Origin of the sequence: uncultured Campylobacter sp., assembly GCF_937921625.1 — a bacterium.
In the GTDB taxonomy this organism is placed as follows: domain Bacteria; phylum Campylobacterota; class Campylobacteria; order Campylobacterales; family Campylobacteraceae; genus Campylobacter_B.
Genome location: NZ_CAKZTI010000026.1, coordinates 58694 through 81500, shown reverse-complemented (window position 1 = coordinate 81500; position 22807 = coordinate 58694). Strand labels below are relative to the sequence as shown.

Sequence of the window (22807 nt, the reverse complement as noted above, 5' to 3'; positions counted from 1 at the left end):
TTTTCTAAATTCTCATTAAAATTCCTTCCTGCCAGGCCGCAAAGCCTTAAATTAATCCAAATTTCACTATAATTAATCACTTCAATTTTAAAGGCCGCAAATGCTAAGCTTAGACGAAATTCGAAAAAATATCATCCTAAAACCGGGCGTGCGCTATTTTGATTACACGGCTTCGGGGCTTGCCTACGAGCCCGTAGAGCGCGAGATAGCGGAGGCGCTCAAAACCTACGCCAACACACACTCCGACAGTAGTTCGAGTGCGATCATCACGCAGAGGCGCTACGAGGGCGCGAGAGAGAGCCTAAAAAAGCTACTTGGACTTGACGAGCGGTTTTGTCTCATTGCTTGCGGACAGGGCGCGACGGCCTCGATCAAGAAATTTCAGGAGTTGCTAGGCATCTACCTACCGCCTGCGACCAGAAGCGCGATCGGCGAGGCAAATTTACGCGCCGCGCAGCTTCCGCTCGTGCTTGTTTCGCCATACGAACACCACTCAAACGAGCTTAGCTTTCGCGAGGGGCTTTGCGACTACCTGCGCGTGCCGCTTAGCGAGTCCGGCGAGATCGATCTGCTTGCACTCGAGCGTATCTTGAAGCTAAATACAGGACGCCGCATCATCGGCTCGTTTAGCGCCGCCTCAAACGTCACGGGCGTCATCAGCGATTACAAAAAGATCAGCGAGCTAATCAGGGCCGCGGGCGGCATCGTGGCCTTTGACTGCGCGGCGCTGAGCTCGCATGCAAATTTAGACTGTGATTATTTCGACGCGATTTTCCTCTCGCCGCATAAGCTACTCGGAGGGCCTGCTAGCTGTGGGCTTTTGGCGATCAAAAAGGAGCTGCTTAACAGCGATGTGCCGACGTTTGCCGCGGGCGGGACGGTCGCCTACGCTAGCCGCGAAGGGCACGTGTTTTTGAAAAATCCCGAGCAGCTAGAGGAGGGCGGTACGCCGCCTATCATCGGGCTCATGCGGGCAAGTTTGGCTTATGCGCTGCGAAACGAGGTGGGCTTCGAGCAAATAAAAAGCGCCGAGGACGAGCTCGCGCGGCTTTTTGAGAGCGAGCTAGCAGGCATTGACGAGATCATAAACTACGCTCCAAAGGACGCGCCGCGGCTGCCGATATTTTCATTTAACGTGCGCGGCGTCTCGGCGTATGATTTCGCCGCGAGCCTTAGCAACGACTTTGGTATCCAGACGCGCGCGGGTGTGATGTGCGCGGGCCCGTACGCTCACGATCTGCTGGGTATCAAGGAGGGGCGCATGCCAGAAGCCAAGCCCGGCTTCGTGCGCGTGAGCCTGCACTACACGCACACTGAGCGCGACGTGCTCTATCTCGCGGGCGCGATAAAATCCTGTATCAAAAAGCACCGCGAGCTTTGGGGCGAGGAAAAGGCGATGTACGAGATGTTCGGCGGGAAGATTTAAGCGGCGTGAGGTTGGAGCTTTTCCGTTTTGTTTTAGCGCTCGTGAAATTTTGTAAAATCCCGCACAGTTCTTAAAATTTATCGGAATTCCGCGCCGCCTCTTTAGAATTTTACGCGAGTTTTACGCCATAGAATTCTTACTATCGTTCCGCCTTTGCACTGCAGGCAGACGGCACGCTTTGCAAGGTAACATATAATTTCGTTCGTAAATTTGCGGGCAAATTCCGCGGAGTTAAAATTTAGAATTTTAAATTGTGGAATTTCAAAATCCCGCTAGCCGTATTCGCGGCTAAATTTTAAAATTTTTTAGCAATGGAATTTTAAAATTCCGCGCTGCGCAGCTCGGTAGAATTTGCGTCTATAAATTTCAAAATTTCAAGACGCAAATTTTTGCGCTCTGTTTCGCCGTGTACGCCGCGCTAGATGGTTCGCAGTGAAAATTTGAGGCAGAAATGAAATTTATTAGTGCCGCGCGAATAAAATTCTAAAGCAAAATAAAGCTTATCCGCACTGCGCAGAACTACTCCAGTCCCAAAAATGCGCCGTCTTCAAATCCAAAATAAACCCTCTCGCCCGCGCTCCAGCGCCGCTCATCCTGCGCCGTGACGCATTTTAGCAACACGTCGCCCGCCTTGATCTTGATGAGTAGCGAGGAGCCGTACTGAAGCGAAACCGAGTGCAAAATCCCCGCGAAGCAACGCTCAAACGGACTTTGAGATAATAAAATTTTACTCGGATTTATCGCGATTTTGCGAGCCCGTGCGAGCCTCTCTTCAAGGCGCAGCGAAATTTCATCCGAAAATTTTAAAATCCCGTTTTGCACGTCAAAGATATTTTTGTATTCAAACTCGCATATCTTGCCGCGATGCAAAAATACGCTTCTTTGCGCGATCGCGCTGAGCCATTTCTCATCGTGGCTGGCGATGATAAAACCGCAGCCGTAGCGGCTTCGCATAAATAAAATCGCGCGCGCAAAGAGCTTGGAGGCAGCAAGATCGAGGCTGTTGGTCGGCTCGTCGAGCAGATAGAGCTTCGCGCGCTGCGCCAGAGCGAGCGCAAACGCGATGCGCTGCGTCTGCCCCGAGCTAAGCTCGAAATGCTTCTTCGATAAAAAACTTCTATCAAGCCCCGTTAGGCCGAGCGCTTCGTCCACCCGCTCGTCAAATTCCGCAAGCGCGCCGCGACTTTTGAGCGCAAATTTAAAATTTTGCTCCACGCTGCGTTTTAAAAGCACGGGCTCGGGCAGCAGCAAGCAGGTCTGCCGCAGCGTCTGCAAAGAGGGCGCCCGCTGCCCCCAAAGCTCCACGCTGCCGCTGCTTGGACGCTGCAAAAAGGATAAAATCCGCAGTAGCGTGGATTTGCCGCTGCCGTTGGAACCCAAAAGCGCCGTGATGCCGCTCGTATTTAGATCTAGGCTAGGGATATTTAGAATTTCGCTCCGTCCGTAGCGCAGCACTAGATCCCGCACCGAGATCAGCTCGCTATGGGGTACAGCTCGCGCGGCGGCGGAATTCTCATTTGCAAAATTCTTTCTCGCAGAATTCTCACTCGCGAAATTCTTGCTTTTAGAATTTTTACCCGCAGAATTTGCGCTAATGGAATTCTCGGTCGCAGAATTTTTACTCTTAGAATTTCCCGTAGCGAAATTTTGACTCGTAGAATTCTCGGCGGCGAAATTTACGCGCGTAGAATTTATGTCCGTAGAATTCTCGGGGGCGGAATTTGCGTCCGTTAAATTTTCACTCATAAAATTTTCGAGCTCCCGCTCCGCCCGGTTTTTGTCCGTGAAATTCTTGCTCGGATGCGTTAGCTTATCTGCACTCATCGATCCAGCCTTTTTAGCGCGTGGATGGCTAAATTTACCGCAAACGCTATTAAAATCAGCACCAGCGCGAGCGCTATACCCATCGCAAACTCGCCCTTGTTGGTCTCAAGCGAGATCGCCGTGGTGATCGTGCGGGTGAAATATTTGATATTGCCGCCGATCATCATCGCTACGCCTACCTCGGCGACGATCCGCCCGTAAGCGGTGGCGATGACGACGAGTAGGGCGTAGCGCAGCTCGTAAAGCACGCAAAGAATTAAATTTAGCGGGCTTAGGCGGTAGTTCATAATGTTTAGATAGTGCTTCTTATCCATATTTTCGATGACGCTGGCGCTTAGCGAGATGATGATGGGAAGCGCCAGCACAAACTGCCCGAGCATCACGGCTTTGAGCGTAAAAAGCAGCCCCAGCTCGCCCAAGGGGCCGTTTCTGGATATGAAAGCGTAAAGGATCAGTCCTATCGCCACCGTGGGCATCGCAAGCGCTACGTCGCTTAAAAGTCTAAGCGTTTTGCGAGCGCGAAATTCGTAAAATCCGAGGATAAATCCTATCGGAAAGCCGATTAAAATCGCGAAAAGTATCGAGATGCTCGAAGTATAAAGCGTCGCCTTAATCGCCGAAAAGGTCTCCGCATCGCCGCTAAAAAGCAGTCCGAATGCGCTTAAAATTCCTTCTAAAATAAAGTCCAAGATCACGTCCTAAATGTGCTATTTTGGCATATTTATAAACCAAATTTATGTGCTATAATAGCATATTTTTTAAAGGAGATAAAATGAAAAAAATATTTTTTGTTTCGCTCGCTCTTAGCGCGAGCCTTTTTGCCGCCGATAACGATTTGGTGATGGCAACTACAACGAGTACCGATAATACGGGCTTGCTAGATGCGATCTATCCTGAGTATAAGGCGGAAACCGGCGTAGATGTCAAATGGACGGCGGTAGGTACGGGTGCTGCTCTAAAGCTTGGCGAGAACTGCGATGCGGACATACTTTTCGTGCATTCGCCGAAGGTCGAGAAAGAATTTGTAGAAAAAGGCTTCGGCGTTGATCGCACGCCCGTTATGTATAACGATTTTATCCTCATCGCCGATAAATCGATCGCGCCTAAATTTAAAGGCAAGGACCTTAAAGGCTCATTCGAGCTGATCAAGGCGGAGAAGATTAAATTTTTCTCTCGCGGAGACAAATCTGGCACCGATAACAAAGAGAAAGGAATTTGGAAAAAGGTTGAGGGCGCCGTGCCTGAAAACGAGGCGTGGTATAACCAAACCGGTCAAGGTATGATCGCTACGATCAACGCAGCCGCCGAGCAAAAGGGCGTGACCTTCACCGATCGCGGCACCTACATCAAATACGAGGACAATAAAAAGGGCAACCCCGATATGGTCATCATCAACGAAGGCGATAACGATCTGAAGAATTTTTACTCCGTAATAGCGGTCAATCCGAAGCATTGCCCAAAAGCCGACTATGAAAACGCGCAGCGCTTCATCAAATGGATCACTAGCGAGAAGGGGCAGAAGTTCGTAGGCGATTTCAAGCTGCTAAATAAGCCGCTTTTCACCCCCGATGCGAATACTCGCAAGAACTAGCTTTAGCTAAATAAGGCTAAATTTAAAGCCCAAAGGCGAAGCGCCGTCTTTGGGCTTTTGCTTTTTCATAAATCAATCTGCGCGTCTTTAAATTTAGCTATTTTGCTTCTAAAATTTAGCGGGCGTTTTTTTTACGATACATTTTTTACTTTCTCGCCATGCGTTTAAATTTATCGCAGTGCTGTTTGTAGGTGATAGGCTTAAAATCAGCTATATTTGAGATCGGCGCGAAGAAATTTCAGTCGCGTTTGGATATACTCTAATGTCTAGCGATATTTATACAGCGCAAAATTTAGTAGTATTTATGTGTGACTCAAAAATTTTAGTTTGTTATGAATTTAATTTGAAGTTGCGGTTAAGCTTGGGCGTATGAAAAGCGCCCAAGCTTGTAAAGCTATGAAATTTTATGCGCGGTTTGTGGAACTGCTTCTGCCGCGTGCCGGTAAAATTGCCTTTCAAGCGCAGGCAAAACTACCGAGCGCGTGGCTATAAAATTTCACTTTGCGGCGGGGGGTTACTCGACTTCGGCGTCGATGACGTCGTCGTCTTTTTTACCGCTGCTTTGCGATCCGCCTTGTGCGCCCTGATTTGCGCTGGCAGCCTTGTATAGATCCTCGGCGACCTTGCTTAGGGCTTCTACTTTAGAGTTTATCGCTTCTTTGCTCGCGTTTTCATCCTTTAGCACGGCTTTTAGATCGTTTAGCGCGCTCTCGATCTTAGCGCGTAGATCGCCCGGTACCTTCTCGCCCATCTCGCTTAGGCTCTTTTCGGTTTGATGTGCGATGCTATCGGCTTGGTTGCGCGCCTCGACGGTTTCTTTGCGCTTGTTGTCTTCCTCTTTGTGAAGCTCGGCATCCTTTACCATTTTATCGATCTCGGCGTCGCTTAAGCCGCTTGAGCCGGTGATGCGGATGTCGGTTGCCTTGCCGGTAGCCTTGTCTTTTGCCGAAACGGTTAAAATTCCGTTCGCATCGATGTTAAATTCCACCTCGATCTGCGGTACGCCGCGAGGAGCGGGCATGATGCCCTCTAAATTGAAATTTCCTAGCGATTTGTTGTCTTTCGCAAACTCGCGCTCGCCCTGCAAGACGTTGATCGTAACGGCGCTTTGATTATCCTCTGCTGTCGAGAAGGTTTGAGACTTTTTCGTAGGTATTGTAGTTCCCTTCTCGATGATCTTGGTCATCACGCCACCTAGGGTTTCAATGCCGAGGCTTAGCGGAGTGACGTCGAGCAGTAGCACGTCTTTTACGTCGCCTTTGATAACCGCGCCTTGGATCGCTGCGCCGATTGCTACGACTTCGTCAGGGTTTACGCTCTTATTTAACTCCTTGCCGAAAGCCTTTTTGACCTCCTCTTGCACCAAAGGCACACGCGTCGAGCCGCCCACCATGACGACTTCTTTGATGTCGTTCATACTTAGCCCCGCATCGCTTACGACCTTTTTGAGAGTGCTTATGGTCTCATCTACCAAAGAATCTATCATACTTTCAAATTTAGCTCTAGTGATAGTTTTCATCAGGTGCTTTGGACCTGTGGCATCAGCGGTGATGAAAGGTAAATTTACCGTCGTTTCCATCGCGCTGCTTAGCTCTTTTTTGGCGTTTTCCGCAGCCTCTTTTAGGCGTTGCATAGCCATGACATCGCCACGCAAGTCGATGCCTGTTTCAGATTGAAATTCCGATGTTAAAAAGTCGATCAGTTTGTTATCGAAATCATCACCGCCCAAAAATGCATTACCGCCGGTAGCTAAAACTTCTACGACGCTATCGCCGGTTTCTAGCACGGTTACGTCGAATGTACCACCGCCTAGATCGTAAACGACGATCTTTTCGGATTCTTTTTTATCCAGTCCATACGCAAGCGCCGCTGCGGTCGGCTCGTTGATGATACGAAGCACGTTTAGACCCGCGATTGTTCCTGCTTCTTTTGTAGCCTTTCTTTGACTGTCGTTAAAATACGCAGGCACGGTGATGACCGCATCGACGACGGGCTCGCCCAAAAACGCCTCGGCATCCTCTTTTAGCTTAATTAGCACCTTGGCTGAAATTTCTTGCGGCGTATAAACCTTGCCCGCGATCTCTACCGCGCAGGCGCCGTTTCGGTCGATGATTTTATACGGCAGGCGCTTTTTGGCTTCCTGCGCGTTTTTCTCGTTCATCATAAGACCCATGATGCGCTTGATTGAGTAGATCGTCTTTTCCGGGTTAGTGACTGCTTGGCGTTTAGCGCTGTCGCCTACTAAAACCTCGCCTTTGTCGGTGAAAGCGACTACCGACGGAGTGGTATTTTTACCCTCTTTGTTCGGTATGATCTTGCTCTCGCCACGCTCGAATATGCTTACGCACGAGTTTGTTGTTCCTAGGTCGATGCCTATGACTTTTGCCATTTTTTATCCTTTGTATTGAATTTAAAATTTTAAAATTTGGACGATTATTTCGCCACTACTACCATAGCGGCGCGCAAAACGCGCTGCTTATACATATAGCCTTTTTGATAGACCTGAACTATATCGCCTTTTTTAGCGCCTTCGGCTTCAATCATCGAGATGGCGTTATGCACGCTAGGATCAAATCCCGCATCCGTCGCTATCGGAATGATACCGTATTTTTCAAAAGTCTTTGTAAAAAGGCTTAGACATTGTTTTACGCCGACTTCAATTTTATCTGCAAGCTCATTACCTTCCACATCAATTTTGGCGGCTTCCTCAAGCGCGTCGATTATCGGCAGCAGATCCTTCGCAAAGCTCTCGCTAGCGTAAGCAACAGCGCTATCTTTTTCTTTTTCCAAACGTTTTTTGAGATTTTCAAAATCCGCATTGGCGCGGTAAAATTTATCAGTAATCTCACTTAGCTCGTTTTGAAGCTTTTGTATCTGCGCATCGGTATCGTCGCATGTCTGCGCCTCTTGTGGCTCGCTCGCCTCTGACGCGCACTGCTCGCAAACCTCTTTTTCTTCACTATCGCACGCTGCATTTTTATCGCCGTGCTCTTTAAATTTATGGCTCATGCTACTCCTTTAGCGTAGTTAAAAAATTTCTCGTAATTCTCGTAAACGCTGCCTGCGCAGATCATCGTAGCGTCCTCGCCTTCGAATTTTACGGGGCGTTTGATCCCCATAAATCCGTGCTCGAAGTAGGGCGCGAAGATCAAATTTTTCGTAAAATTTACGGCGATCGAGGGGTTGAGTAAAATTTTAAACCGCTCGTCTTTGAAAATTTTATACGCCACGACCTCGTTACAAAGAAATTCGATTTTAGAATTTTTTAGCTCCCTGATCTTGGTGCTAAGCTCGCGCAGTCCGATCTGTATCGAAGCTAGCTCCAAATCTCCGAGTGAAATTCCTATTAAATTTGATAGGAATTTAAAAACTCTAAAATCGTATTTTAAGATAATCTCGTCCGTTCTAAATGCAAGGATTATGAAACGATCATCGTGATTGATGACTTCGCTTAGGGCTTCGTTTTCGGCGTTGAAAATCATACAGTAAATTTCAAAATCCTCAAGCACCGCTTCTAGCTCGCGAGCATCGTCTATTTTTAACTCATCGTCGAAGCTAAGCCTAGCGCGCCAGTAATCCTGCATCGTCGCAACCGTTGGAATTCTACCACCGCTTACATGAAGCTGCGTCAAAGCCCCCTCATCGCTTAAGCGCTTAAAATAAATTCGGATGCTAGACGCTGACATCGCTACGCCCATACGCTCACCCAGCTCTGAAGATCCGATCGGGGTATTGCTATCGAGATAGGCGGAAATGATGGATTCCAGGATCATATCACGTTTATTCGTTTTCACTTTTAGCACTCTTTCGGTAAGATTGCCAGTATTATACAACATTGAGTGGTAGGATGTCAAGGTTTTTATATAAATTTTATAAAATTTTAGCAATCGGGTCCTGAGTTTGCTAAATTTTAACTATGATTTTTTGAGCTGAGTGGAATTCTTGGAATTCTTGGAATTCTTGGAATTCTTGGAATTCTTGGAATTCTTGGAATTCGCCACGGCGCCGTCGCGGTAAATTTTATCGTATTTTTTGCATTTGTAAATACAAATTTTACCGCCAGCCGGCTTAGGGCTTCGCTGTATGCGCTAGATTAAATTCTATTTTGCAAAAATAGCGAATTGGCAGTGTAGCTGCAAATTTCGTGCTTACTAGCAAAAATTTTGTCATTTGCTGTAAATATGGAGCTAAATGCCAAAAAAACGCAAAATTTCCGCAGAAATGGCGCGCAAGCTAGACGAAAGTGCTAGGCAAGCAAAGCGATGCAAGAACTCGCAAAGCTCAAAATTTTACTTGCTAGCGTAAATTTAAATATACTTTAACGAATAGAAGTGTAAAATACGCCTCAAATTTCAACGATCAAGGGTTTTTATGCTAAAAGACATCTTTCTTTTCGGCGGTTTAATTTCTTACGACCACACTTTTATCTACCTTTTTTACCTCTTTTTGGTCGTCGCTATCATCGTAGCCGTCGCGCTTTGCTCCACTCGCTCGCTTCAGCTTGTGCCCCACGGTATGCAAAACATCGCCGAAGCCTACTTAAGCGGCGTACTAACGATCGGTAAGGACGCGATGGGTAGTGAGGAACAAGCCAAAAAATATCTTCCGCTAATCGCAACATTGGGATTTGTGATATTTTTTAGTAACGTTATCGGCTTGGTGCCAGGCTTTGAGTCGCCGAGCGCAAGTCTAAATTTAACCCTTTCACTTACCCTTTGCGTTTGGTTGTATTACCATTTCGAGGGTGTTCGCGAGCATGGCGTGATCAACTACCTAAAGCACTTTATGGGGCCGGTAGCACTTCTAGCTCCGTTTATGTTCGTCATAGAGATCGTCTCGCATTTTTCGCGCGTCGTATCGCTTTCTTTCCGACTTTTTGGAAACATCAAAGGCGACGATACCTTCCTACTCGTTATGCTTACTCTCGCTCCTGCGCTAATACCGATGGTACCGTTTGCGCTGCTTACTTTTATGGCGATTTTACAGACTTTTATTTTCATGGTTTTAAGCTACGTTTATCTAGCGGGCGCCGTGATCGTCAATGAGCATTAATTTTAAGCGAAATTTATTATACTTCCTCGTGGGTGCGTCGTTCGGATTGATCTTCGTCGGCGCATTCGTCTTTTTTGCCTATCCGTCATTTTATTTTTTGGGGTTAAAATTCCTCTTCATCTGCACCGCTCCTGGCGTGATTTGCGTCATCATCACCTGCTTGATGGTTGATGTTTTCGATCTGAAAGAAAAGCTCCTTCATGGCGGCGAATAGAAATCTATCCGATTAAATTTTAAAATTTAGCCGCGCCGTGCGCCGCCGCAAGCGAGTATTAAAGCAAAAAATTGTAAAATTGCGCGAAATTTTTATTCTAAAAGGTTAAGTTTATGTTTGAAACCGTGATCGGCCTGGAGGTACACTGCCAGCTAAATACCAAAACAAAAATTTTCTGCTCCTGCCCCACGAGCTTCGGCGACGAGGCGAATTCGCATGTCTGCCCGACCTGCTTGGCGCTTCCGGGCGCTCTTCCCGTGCTAAACGAGGAGGCGGTTAAAAAAGCCATCAGCTTCGGCACCGCCGTCAATGCGACGATCAATCGCAAGTCGGTATTCGACCGCAAAAACTACTTCTACCCCGACCTTCCCAAGGCATATCAAATTTCGCAGTGGACGATCCCGATCGTCGAGCACGGCGAGCTTTTTATAGCTGCGGAGGGACAGAGCAAGCGCATCGGCATCACGCGCGCGCACCTGGAGGAGGACGCGGGCAAAAATAATCACGAAAGCTCGCGCAGCCTAGTTGATCTAAATCGCGCCGGTACGCCGCTTTTGGAGATCGTAAGCGAGCCCGATATGCGCTCTGCGGACGAGGCGGTCGCGTATCTAAAAAAACTCCACAGCATTTTGCGCTTTTTAAATATCAGCGACGCGAATATGCAGGAGGGCTCGTTTCGCTGTGACGTAAACGTCAGCATCCGTCCACAAGGCGAGCAAAAGCTCTATACGCGCGTGGAGATTAAAAATTTGAACTCCTTTAAATTTATCCAAAAGGCGATCGAGTTCGAGATCGAGCGTCAGATCGAAGCGTGGCAGGACGGCAAATATGAGCAAGAGGTCGTGCAAGAAACCCGCCTTTTTGACACCGCTAAGCTCATCACTAAGCCGATGCGCAGCAAAGAAGACAGCGCCGAGTATCGCTACTTCCCAGACCCCGACCTGCTAACCGTGATCGTGGATGACGAGATGCTGGCTGCTGCGCAGCAGATCCCCGAGCTACCCGATCAGAAAAAGGCACGCTACGTCCGCGAGCTGGGCGTTAAAGAGAAGGACGCTGAGATTATAATCTCGACCTACGAAAACGCACGATTTTTTGAGGATCTGATCGCGGCGGGGCATGAGCCCAAACTCTGCGTCAGCTGGCTTACCGTCGAGCTTGCGGGCAGGCTCAAAAATGGCGTTACGATCGAGGATTCGCCCGTAGGTAGCGCGAAGATGAGCGAGCTTTTAAGCGCGATCGAAGGCGGCGCAGTGTCGCAAAAGGCCGCCAAAGAGGTGCTTGATTATCTAATGGAGCACGACGAGGCCGTAAGCTCAGTCATCGACAAGCTAGGCTTGAGGCAGGTAAGCGACGACGGCGCGATTTTGGAGATCATAGCGCGTGTGATGGGCGCGAACGAGGAGAAGGTCGCGGACTACCGCGGCGGCAAGGACAAGCTATTTGGCTTCTTTGTAGGTCAAGTGATGAAAGAGGGCAAGGGCGCGTTTAACCCCGCGAAGGTGAACGAGCTTCTGAAACAGAAGCTGGGCTGATTTCGCAGCTTGCGCGGCGCAAACGGCGAATTAAAGGCGGCGGCGCGAGTGCGATAGATAAAACCTCTGGGGTAAAATTTTAAATCTGCTCGCAACGTTTTGCTTCGAACTAAAGTTTTCACGCGCTAATGGCGAATACTTTTTGCGTGTTATATCATTCGGCGCGATCTTGGTGGCTACCTGCCCTGCCTCGCGCACGTTTTGTTCTTTTGAGTTCGTTTTTTCTCGTGCGGGCCGTTTGTATCAAGTGTCGGTCTGCGACGGAAGGGTTTAAGAAACTCGTCCTTTAGGAATTTTACTCACGGCTACCGTCAAAGCGTGGCAAAGCTTGTAGGGAATGCGTAAAATTGCTCTGCTTGCGAGAGCGAGAACGGAAGCTCGGGGTGCGGCGGGTAGGGTCGAATACGCAGGGTCGAATTTGAGCGGCGAGTCCATGTGCAGGCTAAATTTAATCAATCGCTGCGTCGGATGCGCGTGCCCCAAACCTTGCGCCAAACGATAACATGGCGAGCGACCGCAGATCATCTAGGCCCAAAGCACGCCTTGATAGATTTAAGCGGATTTAAAAGCGCGATTTGCACTTAAGCGTCTGAGTAAAATTTTTAAAAATTTGATTTGCCTTGGCGATGCACGAGTGAAATTTAAAACGTATAATGGAGTTTCAAAATCCTCATTCGTTCACTGCCGCGCCTTTTGTGAAAGTGTTTTTTGGCGGAAGAGCAAAACCTTAAAAGTATGAAATTTTAGCGAGGTAAATTTTAAAAAAGCGAAGTTTTGACTGAGTAAATTTCAAAAGCGCAAAATTTTAACGAAGCGAAATTTTAACGAGATGAAATTTCAAAAAGTGAATTTTAAAGCGTGGCTTCGGCTAGCGTTTGCATAGGCTCATGTCGGCGCTTTTGGGCTAAATTTTCAAAGAGCGGGAATTTCAATAAAATGAAATTTGAAAAACCGCAAATTTGCGAATAAATTTTTAAAAAGGAACATAATGAAAATCGCGGTTATCGGCGCGGGCAAATGGGGTAGCGCGCTTTTTGACGCGCTTAGCGCGAAAAACGAATGCGTCATCACTTCGCGCACGCCAAGGCAAATTCCGCATTTTGTAAGCGTGAGCGAGGCATTGGAGTGCGAAGCGCTCGTTTTCGCGCTCGCAGCGCAGCAAACCGCGCAGTGGCTGGATCAAAATTTCACTTACAAAAATCAAAAAATTCTAGTCGCTTCCAAGGGCATTGACGTGGCTAGCGGTAGGTTTTTAAACGAAATTTTTGAAGCGTACGTTGCACGCGGCAATCTTGCTTATCTATCAGGTCCGTCGTTTGCCACCGAAGTCATGCAGAAGCTGCCTTGCGCGCTCGTCGTAAGCTCGTGTAACGAAAATCTAGCCGAACTTTTCGCAAGCGCCTTCCCTGTCTACATCAAGACCTACACGAGTGGCGATATCATCGGCGCAGAGGTGTGTGGCGCTTATAAAAATGTCATTGCCATCGCTAGCGGCGTTTGCGATGGGCTGGGGCTCGGCAATAACGCTAGAGCGAGCTTGATCGCACGCGGCATCGTAGAGATCGCGCGCTTTGGCAAGTTTTTCGGCGCGCGAGACGAGACCTTTTTGGGCTTAAGTGGCGTGGGTGATCTGTTTTTGACCGCCTCGAGTGCGCTATCGCGAAACTACCGCGTGGGACTAGGGCTTGCGCGCGGTAAGAGGCTCGAGGAAATTCTGCGCGAGTTGGGCGAGGTCGCCGAGGGTGTAGCTACGACCGAAGCGGTCGTAAATATCGCGACAAAGCACAAAATCTACGCTCCGATCGCTACCGAGGTCGCGCAAATTCTGCGTGGCAAGGATGTAAGGGCAAGCCTAAAGGATCTGCTGCGCAAAAAATAGCCGTACGATGGAATTCTCTCGCTAAATTTTAGCGGTAAATTCGGCTTGCATAGGTTTTGATTTATCCGCTATGTTTGTGAAATTTAGTTGCTGGTTTGCGGATTTTGGTCATTGTTTGTTTGGATCTGTTTACGCGGCTTTGCCTGATATTTTATGGGCTCGATTTTCGCCTTGCGGCTTCGCGCGTCTGATGCGACGCAAAATCGCAGCAAAAGGGCGCTTGTATATGATGTGGCGTAGCGGCTCTGATTTAAAATTTCGTTTTAAGCTTGAGTGCGAAATTTCAAAGCGAGGTCGTAAAATTTTAAAAAGAGGCTAAAATTTTAAAACATTTAAGATGGATTGCAGGTAGTTAACGGCTGAGAGTGGAGCATATTGCTTGTCTGCGACTGGGTAGGTTAAAATTTTTGATGTGTCAGATTTAAAAATTTAAGGCGTAGTATTTTTTCTTTAGACGAGGCGGAAAGGCATAAATTTTGAAAATATTCAATACAGATGATGTGTAGTTTCGATAAATTTTTAGTGCTTGCAAAGGAGCGGGTTATTCGTCCGCGACTGCAGCAAGTTAAATTTTACAGAATGTCGGTGTATTATAAATTTTAATACAGGAGCCAAGGCGAAGGATCGCGAGATGGATTTAAGGGTTGCGACGTAAAAATTTAGCGAAGATAAGGCATATAGCCTATCAAGCTAAATTTTTGCTAGCTCCGTTAAAGACGCTCGCGAGGCAAGCCGCAAAGATAAAAGAGGAGAAGATGGAAAAATACGAAGGCTACAATCTCAGGCTACGCGACGCTCTCGTCGGCGTGCAGTTTCTATTCGTCGCGTTCGGCGCGCTCGTGCTGGTGCCGATATTAACGGGGCTTGATACGTCCGTGGCGCTGTTTACGGCGGGTATCGGCACGCTGCTGTTTCAGCTCATCACGCGCAAAAACGTCCCGCCGATCTTTCTCGCGTCTAGCTTTGCGTTCATCGCGCCGCTTAGCTTTGGCGTGAAGGAGTGGGGTATCGCCGCGACTATGAGCGGAGTGATCGCGGCGGGACTTTTTTACGTGGTTCTGAGCCTGCTTATTAGGCTCAAAGGCGAGGGGTTTTTGCATAAAATTTTACCGCCCGTGGTCGTGGGCCCCGTCATCATGACGATCGGCCTCATCCTCTCGCCAGCGGCCGTAAATATGGTCATGGGCAAGGGCAAAGAGGCGCTTTATACGCAGGGACAGTCGCTTACTATCGCGCTCATCTCGCTCTCGGCGGTTATCGTCGTTATGATGTTTGGCCGCGGCATGCTGCGCCTCGTGCCGATACTTTGCGGCATCGCGGTGGGATACTGCGCGTCGCTGTTTGTCGGCATCGTGGATTTTACGCCGATTTTAAGCGCGCCGTGGTTTGCGCTGCCGCATTTCACCGCGCCGGTTTTTAAGCTCGAAGCCGTGATCTACATGGTGCCTATCGCGATCGCCCCTGCGATCGAGCACATCGGAGATATGCTTGCTATCAGCAACGTCACGAAGGAGAATTTTCTCAAAAACCCCGGACTTAAAAGCACGCTACTTGGCGACGGACTCGCGACGTCGCTAGCTGGCTGCTTTGGCGGACCGCCGAACACCACTTACTCGGAGGTCACGGGCGCGGTCAGTATCACCAAGGCCTACAATCCCGCCATCATGACCTTTGCCGCGCTTGCGGCGATCTTGCTAGCCTTCGTGGGCAAGCTCGGCGCCGCGCTCTCCACGATCCCCGCTCCCGTCATCGGCGGCATTATGCTGCTACTTTTCGGTATCATCGCTAGCGTAGGCATGGAGACGCTTATCAAAAACGGCGTGGATCTAGCCGAGCCGCGCAATATGATCATCGTCGCGCTCATCTTCGTCTGCGCGATAGGCGGCATGGTGCTGGACTTTGGCGCTATGAGCTTTAGCGGCGTGGGACTTGGCGCGCTCATCGGTATCACGCTAAATTTGGTGCTGCCAAAGACCAAACATTTTGACGGGTACTAATTTAAATTTGCGCGGAGCTTGCGTAGTTCCGCGGGTGCGGGTAAATTTGAGCTGAGGTTTTGGCGTCAAATTTGATGGGGCTTTGTAAATTTACCTGCGGCTTTTCGCCGCCAAATTTACTGCACCTAAATTTTAAAATTTCCCTGCAAACGCTTTTAAATTTCTAACGTTTTAAACTGGCAAGATATATAATTGCCTTATGAAAAAGGTGAATAATTTAAGCAAATTTGATAAAAAGGCGCTAAAGCTCCTCTTTGCGGTACTTTTCGTGCCGCTCTTCGTCTCGCTCGTTTTCATCTATGAGCTATCGGTGTATGACCGCTCGCGCGAGTTGCCCGCAGACGCGCAAAAGATCGGCCGCAGCGATTATTACAACATCGGCGGCAAAATTTACCTACGCTCTTGGAATCTCGCTCCTTACGAGCTAGAAGGCGGCGCAGATGCAGCTAGCTTTCGCGCGCTTGATACCGGCAGATACTCCTACACAAACGTCGGCATGGACGCTAACCGCGTATTTTGCGGCGCTCGAAAGATGACGGGGCTGGATCCCGCACGCACGCAAAAGATCGGCGCGCGATACTACAGCGACGGGCGCGTGAGCTATTTCTGCTCGGACGTCACGCAGCGCACGGGCGGCGCGATAAGCTACATTTACAAGGTATTTTTCCATGCGTTCGGGCTCTCAAAGTGGCCGCAGGAGTACAACTATCCCTACGCCAGACTTGATACTAGCGCGCCCATCTCGCCACTGACCGAGAGCCCATACGTCGCCACGGACGGCGAGCGGGTATTTTACGAGGGTAAAATTTTAGAGGGCGCGGACGCAAAAAATCTAAAACAGATAAGGCGAAAAATCATATACGAAGACGGCCCCGAGCTGCCCGCGCACTTTCGCCCGGTCGATAATTGGCTGAGTGACGGACGCAGCGTTTATAAGGGCGGCGAGAGGCTAAATTTCACGCCTAGCGAGCAGATGTATCTGATGGAGCCAAACTCGGGAATAGAGTTTCTCTACGATCCCGCTGCGGGCGCGGTGTTTATGGACGGCGAGAGATTTGAGGCTGCAAACGAGCCCTATACGCCGTTAAATTTTCGCTCCGGCCACCAAGAATACATGCTATTTGCGAGTAAAAACGGCATATTTTATCTAAGCAAGGATAAAATTTTAAATCGACCGCGCGGCAGTGGCACCGAGGGACGGCTAAAGGACGCGCTTTGGTACGTTTATTATAAATTTGGCGGGGAGGGCGGTAAGCTAAGCGCGCTAAAAAGGGCGGGCGATAATCCGTTTAAAGGCACCGTGCGGCAGATCTCGGAAAAGCTTTTTAAGGACGACGCGGGATTTTATTATCTAAATTTTTACTCGCATAGCGTTTACGTCACGGGTCGCAGCGGCAGGCATCTGGATAAGCGGACGAATTTCATCGATCTGCGAAAGATCACGCTAGACGTGCATGATGATGAGGTGATGGCGCAGATCGCGGACGAGGCGGCGCGAAACCCCGAAATGTCGCAGCCGGTCTTTAGCGCGCAGGACGTGGAGTATGAAAACGGCGCGGCTTTTTATATGTATTGCCTCGCGGCGGTTTTGTTACTCGGAGCTTGGATTTATAGCTACCTTAGAAAGCGCAGCTTGCGACGCGGTTAAATTTAGCGGCGCGACGGAAGGTAAATTTAGAGTGAGACAAAAATACCGACGTCGTGTTATCTAGCACACCCTTGGCTACAGAAAGTAAATTTTAAGAGAGAGACGGCACGGCGGAGCAGTAAATTTAGATAGTGTTGCGGTTGTCGGCGCAGCAATGCGGCAAATTTATTGGTGCTGCGATTGTGAGTACGGCAGTATGGCGGCGGGATGCGATTGAGCGTGTGCCAAAGCTTGCCGATACCGAGTTGTCGGTTTATCGGAGCGTAGCAAGCTAGCTGGATAGTGCGAGACAAAATGACAGCTCAGCGAAACGACGACGCTTTTGCGCCGTTATCGTGCTACCTATTTTAGTCGGAATTTTGAAAATTATGCGGATAAAGCTTTGGCTAAGATTTGCAAAATACTGCAAATGCGGCGTTTTATTCTAAGCCGCCTTTGTCGCTTATCTAAATTTAAGAGGTAAAAATATAAACTTCAATATTCATAGCCTAGAAAAATATAATTTGATGCTGTGTAAATTTGCTCCACTGGAGTTTGAGAAAAGTTGCTCTTTGAGCTCGAATAGCTCGCTATTGTGTGTAAATTTCCTCCGCTGGAGTTTGCAACGCTTTATGAAAAACGGACTTTTGATCCCTACTATGTATAAATCTACTCCGCTGGAGTTTGCAACGGTCATGGAATAAGCAATACCCGGGATTTTTTAAGGTATAAATCTACTCCGCTGGAGTTTGAAACAAATACGAAACTTATTCTTGGGTTATGAAGTCTGGGTGTAAATCTACTCCGCTGGAGTTTGAAACCATATAATCTTGATGATTGGAAATCTAATAAATGGGTGTAAATCTACTCCGCTGGAGTTTGAAACAATAAAAATCAGAGAGCAAAAGGCGAGCTAAGCGCTAGGTGTAAATCTACTCCGCTGGAGTTTGAAACGAGCCTTGCTGTCAGCCTTTTCGAACTCATCTTTAGTGTAAATCTACTCCGCTCGAGTTTGAAACATGTGTATATCTACACACGAAAGTTTAAAAGATGAGTGTGTAAATCTACTCCGCTGGAGCTTGAAACTTAGTTGATGTTTCAAATCCTCTACTGTTGCATTATGTGTAAATCTACTCCGCTGGAGTTTGAAACTCAGGCTTGTGCCGTTATAGCTTAGCCCATATTTGGCGTGTAAATTCCCTCCACTGGAGTTTGAAACGGTAGTGGGTGGTATATTCTTAGCGGCTTTATTCTGTGTAAATTTTCTCCACTGGAGTTTGAAACTCCCAAAGCGTAGCTTCCTTGTTTAGGAGGTCAAGTGTAAATTTACTCCGATGGAGTTTGAAACGTGCGAGGTTTGACGAGCCCGTCCGTGAGGCTTTTGCGTGTAAATTTTCTCCGCTGGAGTTTGAAACGGATTTTTCCGCTACTTCGCGGCTCATAGGCTCGGCGTGTAAATTTACTCCACTGGAGTTGGAAGCCCAATCTCACGAACTTAAATCCATTCAATCTGTTTAATGTAAATTTCCTCTGCTAGAGTTTGAAACCTACGAACTTCAAACCTTAAGCATCTCAAAATCGGCGTTTCAAGTGAGTGCTACTACATTTTACTGTGCCCTGATTTACGTCCTATTTGATAAATTTAGACTAAAAATACATTATTGACGGTCTCGGCTCGGATCTTAGCGGATTTAAATTTTGTCGTACATCAGGATCAATCATACCGACGCCAAAGCCTGGCTGTCTAATGAATTTTAAATTTGTCGGGCGTTCAAAGAGTAAATTATATCTGCGTTTTGTTCTAGCTCTCGATATAGGTTTTTAGTTTGCGGCCGATCTTTGGGTGTTTTAGCTTTTTGATCGCCGAGCTTTCGATCTGGCGGACGCGCTCGCGAGTGATATTGAGCTCCTTGCCGATCTCTTCGAGCGTGCGGTCGCTCTCGTCGTCAAGCAGTCCGAATCGCATGCGGATTACCGTGCGCTCGCGGTCATTAAGTTGTTCTAGGATGTCGTCTATCTGCTCTTTTAGGTCAGATTTTAAAATTTGCTCAATCGGCGAAACCGAGCTTTTGTCCTCGACGAAATCGCCGAATTTGCCGTCGTCCTCGTTTCCGATCGGCGCTTCCAGGCTGATCGGCTCCTTTGTGATTTTGATGACCTGCTTTACTTTATCGACGCTAAGGCCTACCTCTTGCGCGATGACGTTGATATCGGGCTCCTTGCCGCCCTCTTGCATATATTTGCGCGTGATTTTATTAATTCGATTTATCGTCTCGATCATATGGATCGGGATGCGGATCGTGCGGGCCTGATCGGCGATGGCGCGCGAGATCGCCTGGCGGATCCACCACGTCGCGTATGTCGAAAATTTATAACCGCGCTTGTATTCAAATTTATCCACAGCCTTCATAAGCCCGATATTACCCTCCTGGATGAGGTCTAAAAACGGCAGCCCGCGGTTCGTGTAGCGCTTGGCGATGGAGACGACCAGGCGCAGGTTGGACTTCGCCATGCGCGCCTTTGCGTTATCGCTGATGCGCTTGCCGCGCTTGATCTGCTCTAAAATTTCTTTCAGCCGCTCGGGCTCGAGATTAAAGCTTTTTTTGCTCGCCTCTTTGGTTAAAAAGAGCTTTTTTATATCGACGTAGGTCGAGACCATCGTAGCTTCCGGCACGCGCGCGATGATGTCGTCTTTGCTAAGCCTCGTGATCTCTTTTAGGATTTTTTTGTGATTTTCGCGCAGTTCGGCGCTAAACATCGGCAACTTGTATTCCAGGCGCTTGAGCTCTTTTTCAAAGCCCTCGTCGCTTTTTAGCGCGGTCTCCATTGATTTTACGATCTCAGTGATGAGCTTGCTGGTTGGACCCAGATCCATGAGCTTTTCTTTTAAAATTTTCTTTTTAAACGCCAAGTTTAGCTTCGATAAAATTCCCTTGCTCTGCTTAATCGCCTCGGCATTTTTCTCGGCAAATTTCATCCAGTCCTTTTTGGCTTTTTCAAGAGCCTTGAAGCTTTCGATGACCTTTAGAGCGCGCTTATCGTTCTTTTTAGAGCGCTTTTGCTTCGCCTCGTCCGCGCTCTCCTCATCCTCCTCGTCGTCGTAATCCTCCTCCGATAGTTCCTCTTCGTCCTCCTCTTCACCCTCTTCGTCGCTGTCGTCAAAGCTTTTGAAAAGCTCCTTTACGCGGCGCTCGCGGTTGATAAGCGGCTCTTTATAGTCTAAAATGAAGTCTATTAAGTACGGCACCGAGCAAAACGCGTCGATGATGATGTCCTCGCCGAGCTCGATTTTTTTGCTGATCTCGATCTCTTCTTCTTTCGTTAACAGCGGGATCTGTCCCATTTCGCGCAGATACATCCGCACCGGGCTGTCCGAACGGCTCCACTCCAAAAGCTCGACGTCGCTGGATAGGTCAAATTCCTCGTCCCAGCCCTCGTCCAGCAGCTTTTTTTGCGTCGCTTCTTTGAGTTTTGCGTCCTCTAAATTTTTGATTTTAGAGATTTCTGCGGCGGAGATCAGTTCGACGTCAAATTTTTTCGTAAGCGCTTCGACCTTCTTAACGGCCGTTGCGGTGGGGGCTTTGTCAAAAAATTTTATCAGTCTTTCGTAGGTGATGTAGCTTTTTTGATTGTCGTCGAAGAACTGCTCGATGGGGCTTAAGGCGTCTTTTGGGCTCGCCATAAAATCTCCTTGTGTCGTTGTGTATTTGGTTTTGGAAAGTCGGATTATACCGAAACGCTCTTTATTTTTGCTTATATACGGCGCGAACTATCTAAATTTAATGATTTTTCAAATTCTAGAAATTAGGCTAAATTTTAAAATTTAGGTTATATTTTTAGCTAAATTTAAGATTGCTCGCTAAAATTCCGCGTTCGCAGGATGTAAAACCGATGCGCCAAAATTCCGCTTCCTTCACGTTGCCGCTTTAAAATTTAACGCTTCCGCACTTTCTATTTCTGCGGCTTTGGCGTTTAAATTTAGCCCTAAATTTTAAGCGAGGAATTTCGCCCTCATATTGGAGCGATTGAGCGGATTTTAATAAATTTGTCGGTAAAATCGCGCATCTATTTTGAAATTTAAGGCGGAAATATGGCAAAAGTATGGAAATTCGGAGATGATATCGACACCGACATCATTATTGCGGCGCGCTACCTAAATACCTCCGATGCGGCGGTGCTTGCGACGCACATCATGGAGGATGCGGACAAGGATTTTTCGTCCAAAATCGCTCGCGGCGACATCATCGTAGCGGGGAAAAATTTTGGCTGCGGCAGCTCGCGCGAGCACGCTCCGATGGCGCTTAAGGCCGCCGGAATTTCATGCGTGATCGCAAAAAACTTCGCTAGGATTTTTTATCGAAACAGCTTCAATACGGGCTTTTTGATCCTCGAATGCGACGAGACGGACAAGATCGCGCAGGGCGACGAGCTTAGCATCGATCTGAAGGGCGGCGTAATTAAAAATTTAACTCAAAAAACTCAGTATAAATTCGGCGCGATCCCCGAGTTTATGCAAAAGCTTCTCGATGCGGGCGGAGCGATAAATTACGCAAAAACAAAGATAAACTTGTAAGGAATTTGGATGAAAAAATATGACGTATGCGTGATAAAAGGCGACGGAATCGGCCCTGAGATCATCGAAGAAGCGATCAAGGTGCTCGATGCCGTAAGCCATAAATTTAATTTCGAGTTAAATTTTGACTACCGCTTGATGGGCGGCGCGGCGATCGACATTATGGGCGTTCCGCTTCCTGATGAAACGCTAAATGCCGCTAAATCAAGCGATGCGGTGCTTTTCGGCGCGATCGGTGGCGCTAAATGGGACGGGTTGCCGCGCGAACTGCGCCCCGAAAGCGGGCTGCTTAAAATTCGCAAGGAGCTCGGAGCGTTTGCAAATTTGCGTCCTGCGATGATTTTTGATGAGTTGATAAACGCTTCGACGCTAAAGCCGGAGATCATCAAGGGCGTCGATATAATGGTGGTGCGCGAGCTTACGGGCGGAATTTATTTCGGACAGCCGCGCGTTAAAAACGAAAAGGACGCGCTAAATACGATGTGCTACAACGTCTCTGAGATTGAGCGCGTGGCTAAGGTCGCGTTTGAGGCAGCGCTTTTGCGAAACAAAAAGATAACGCTCGTAGATAAGGCCAACGTGCTTGAAACAAGCCAGCTGTGGCGCGAAGTCGTAAGCGAGCTAGCGAAAAACTATGCTGGGATAAATTTGGAGTTTATGTACGTCGATAACGCCGCGATGCAGCTCGTGCGTGCGCCAGCGCAGTTTGACGTGATTTTGACTGAGAATTTATTCGGCGATATTTTAAGCGACGAAGCGAGTATGATCTGCGGCTCGATCGGGTTGCTTCCGAGTGCGAGTATCGGCGGCAAGGTGGGCATCTATGAGCCGATTCACGGCAGCGCGCCCGATATCGCGGGACAGGGCATCGCAAACCCGATCGCTACGATTTTAAGCGCTGCGATGATGCTAAAATACGCATTTGGCGAAAATGAGGCCGCAGCCGCGATCGAGCTTGCCGTGCGCGCCGTGCTTCGCGACGGATACCGCACCAAGGACATTGCGCAGTACGACGCCAAAGAAATTTGCTCGACCGCAGAGATTGGCTCGATCATCGCAGATTACGCAAGTAAGGCTTAGGAGCTAGCT

At 48.3% G+C, this 22807-nt stretch carries 16 protein-coding genes and 1 CRISPR repeat array; of the genes, 10 read left to right on the top strand and 6 right to left on the bottom strand.

What is annotated here, in order from left to right:
* Positions 1 to 100: 100 nt before the first annotated feature.
* On the top strand, positions 101 to 1426 hold the full coding sequence (locus Q0101_RS03775; protein ID WP_297942473.1) for an aminotransferase class V-fold PLP-dependent enzyme: 1326 nt from the start codon (positions 101 to 103) through the stop codon (positions 1424 to 1426).
* A gap of 519 nt (positions 1427 to 1945) precedes the next feature.
* Here Q0101_RS03775 and tupC read toward each other — a convergent pair.
* On the bottom strand, positions 1946 to 3250 hold the full coding sequence (tupC, locus tag Q0101_RS03770; protein WP_297942471.1) for a tungstate ABC transporter ATP-binding protein TupC: 1305 nt from the start codon (positions 3248 to 3250) through the stop codon (positions 1946 to 1948).
* Complete coding sequence (gene tupB / locus Q0101_RS03765; protein WP_297942469.1) at positions 3247 to 3939, bottom strand: tungstate ABC transporter permease TupB; 693 nt, start codon at positions 3937 to 3939, stop codon at positions 3247 to 3249. Before tupB ends, tupC begins: the two co-directional genes overlap by 4 nt.
* Positions 3940 to 4022: 83 nt before the next feature.
* Between tupB and tupA the strand changes: the two genes are divergently transcribed.
* Positions 4023 to 4841, top strand: a complete 819-nt coding sequence (tupA, locus tag Q0101_RS03760; RefSeq protein WP_297942466.1) for a tungstate ABC transporter substrate-binding protein TupA — start codon at positions 4023 to 4025, stop codon at positions 4839 to 4841.
* 514 nt (positions 4842 to 5355) lie between these two features.
* Here tupA and dnaK read toward each other — a convergent pair.
* Genes dnaK through Q0101_RS03745 form a run of 3 tightly spaced genes read right to left on the bottom strand, consistent with a single transcriptional unit; the run spans position 5356 to position 8635 of the window.
* Positions 5356 to 7230 carry a molecular chaperone DnaK gene (gene dnaK, locus Q0101_RS03755; protein WP_297942464.1) on the bottom strand — a complete coding sequence of 625 codons (1875 nt, stop codon included), beginning with the start codon at positions 7228 to 7230 and terminating at the stop codon, positions 5356 to 5358.
* A 44-nt stretch (positions 7231 to 7274) separates the two neighbouring features.
* Entirely contained in the window at positions 7275 to 7850 is a 576-nt protein-coding gene (gene grpE / locus Q0101_RS03750) for a nucleotide exchange factor GrpE (RefSeq protein ID WP_297942463.1), read from the bottom strand.
* Entirely contained in the window at positions 7847 to 8635 is a 789-nt protein-coding gene (locus tag Q0101_RS03745) for an HrcA family transcriptional regulator (protein WP_297942461.1), read from the bottom strand. The genes grpE and Q0101_RS03745 overlap by 4 nt, the downstream gene beginning before the upstream one ends.
* Positions 8636 to 9212: 577 nt before the next feature.
* Between Q0101_RS03745 and Q0101_RS03740 the strand changes: the two genes are divergently transcribed.
* The 6 genes from Q0101_RS03740 (at position 9213) to Q0101_RS03715 (ending at position 17166) form a co-directional block, all read left to right on the top strand.
* Positions 9213 to 9893, top strand: coding sequence for a F0F1 ATP synthase subunit A (locus tag Q0101_RS03740; RefSeq protein WP_297942459.1), 681 nt, complete (start codon positions 9213 to 9215; stop codon positions 9891 to 9893).
* Complete coding sequence (locus Q0101_RS03735; RefSeq protein ID WP_297942457.1) at positions 9883 to 10107, top strand: hypothetical protein; 225 nt, start codon at positions 9883 to 9885, stop codon at positions 10105 to 10107. The genes Q0101_RS03740 and Q0101_RS03735 overlap by 11 nt, the downstream gene beginning before the upstream one ends.
* A gap of 113 nt (positions 10108 to 10220) precedes the next feature.
* Positions 10221 to 11642, top strand: coding sequence for an Asp-tRNA(Asn)/Glu-tRNA(Gln) amidotransferase subunit GatB (gene gatB, locus Q0101_RS03730; protein WP_297942454.1), 1422 nt, complete (start codon positions 10221 to 10223; stop codon positions 11640 to 11642).
* 985 nt (positions 11643 to 12627) lie between these two features.
* Positions 12628 to 13521 (top strand): NAD(P)H-dependent glycerol-3-phosphate dehydrogenase, encoded by an 894-nt coding sequence (locus Q0101_RS03725; RefSeq protein ID WP_297942491.1) that lies wholly within the window; start codon positions 12628 to 12630, stop codon positions 13519 to 13521.
* Positions 13522 to 14276: 755 nt separating this feature from the next.
* Positions 14277 to 15518, top strand: a complete 1242-nt coding sequence (locus Q0101_RS03720; RefSeq protein WP_297942452.1) for a uracil-xanthine permease family protein — start codon at positions 14277 to 14279, stop codon at positions 15516 to 15518.
* 208 nt (positions 15519 to 15726) lie between these two features.
* Entirely contained in the window at positions 15727 to 17166 is a 1440-nt protein-coding gene (locus tag Q0101_RS03715) for a DKNYY domain-containing protein (protein ID WP_297942450.1), read from the top strand.
* A 511-nt stretch (positions 17167 to 17677) separates the two neighbouring features.
* Positions 17678 to 18692: a CRISPR direct-repeat array (repeat unit 30 nt; unit sequence GTGTAAATCTACTCCGCTGGAGTTTGAAAC).
* 254 nt (positions 18693 to 18946) lie between these two features.
* On the opposite strand, the gene rpoD is transcribed toward Q0101_RS03715, so the two are convergent.
* Positions 18947 to 20827 (bottom strand): RNA polymerase sigma factor RpoD, encoded by a 1881-nt coding sequence (gene rpoD / locus Q0101_RS03710; RefSeq protein WP_297942447.1) that lies wholly within the window; start codon positions 20825 to 20827, stop codon positions 18947 to 18949.
* A 408-nt stretch (positions 20828 to 21235) separates the two neighbouring features.
* On the opposite strand from rpoD, the gene Q0101_RS03705 reads away from it, so the two are divergent.
* Together Q0101_RS03705 and leuB are read left to right on the top strand one after the other, a co-directional pair.
* Positions 21236 to 21718, top strand: coding sequence for a 3-isopropylmalate dehydratase small subunit (locus Q0101_RS03705; protein ID WP_297880232.1), 483 nt, complete (start codon positions 21236 to 21238; stop codon positions 21716 to 21718).
* Between the two features lie 9 nt (positions 21719 to 21727).
* Complete coding sequence (leuB, locus tag Q0101_RS03700; protein ID WP_297942445.1) at positions 21728 to 22798, top strand: 3-isopropylmalate dehydrogenase; 1071 nt, start codon at positions 21728 to 21730, stop codon at positions 22796 to 22798.
* Positions 22799 to 22807: the final 9 nt, after the last annotated feature.

Bases quoted from the DNA above. Each gene is read 5' to 3' on its own strand.
- Q0101_RS03705 (WP_297880232.1), top strand. From the start codon at position 21,236: ATGGCAAAAGTATGGAAATTCGGAGATGATATCGACACCGACATCATT.
- dnaK (WP_297942464.1), bottom strand. From the start codon at position 7,230: ATGGCAAAAGTCATAGGCATCGACCTAGGAACAACAAACTCGTGCGTA.
- leuB (WP_297942445.1), top strand. From the start codon at position 21,728: ATGAAAAAATATGACGTATGCGTGATAAAAGGCGACGGAATCGGCCCT.
- Q0101_RS03740 (WP_297942459.1), top strand. From the start codon at position 9,213: ATGCTAAAAGACATCTTTCTTTTCGGCGGTTTAATTTCTTACGACCAC.
- tupA (WP_297942466.1), top strand. From the start codon at position 4,023: ATGAAAAAAATATTTTTTGTTTCGCTCGCTCTTAGCGCGAGCCTTTTT.
- grpE (WP_297942463.1), bottom strand. From the start codon at position 7,850: ATGAGCCATAAATTTAAAGAGCACGGCGATAAAAATGCAGCGTGCGAT.
- gatB (WP_297942454.1), top strand. From the start codon at position 10,221: ATGTTTGAAACCGTGATCGGCCTGGAGGTACACTGCCAGCTAAATACC.
- Q0101_RS03720 (WP_297942452.1), top strand. From the start codon at position 14,277: ATGGAAAAATACGAAGGCTACAATCTCAGGCTACGCGACGCTCTCGTC.
- rpoD (WP_297942447.1), bottom strand. From the start codon at position 20,827: ATGGCGAGCCCAAAAGACGCCTTAAGCCCCATCGAGCAGTTCTTCGAC.
- Q0101_RS03775 (WP_297942473.1), top strand. From the start codon at position 101: ATGCTAAGCTTAGACGAAATTCGAAAAAATATCATCCTAAAACCGGGC.
- tupC (WP_297942471.1), bottom strand. From the start codon at position 3,250: ATGAGTGCAGATAAGCTAACGCATCCGAGCAAGAATTTCACGGACAAA.
- Q0101_RS03735 (WP_297942457.1), top strand. From the start codon at position 9,883: ATGAGCATTAATTTTAAGCGAAATTTATTATACTTCCTCGTGGGTGCG.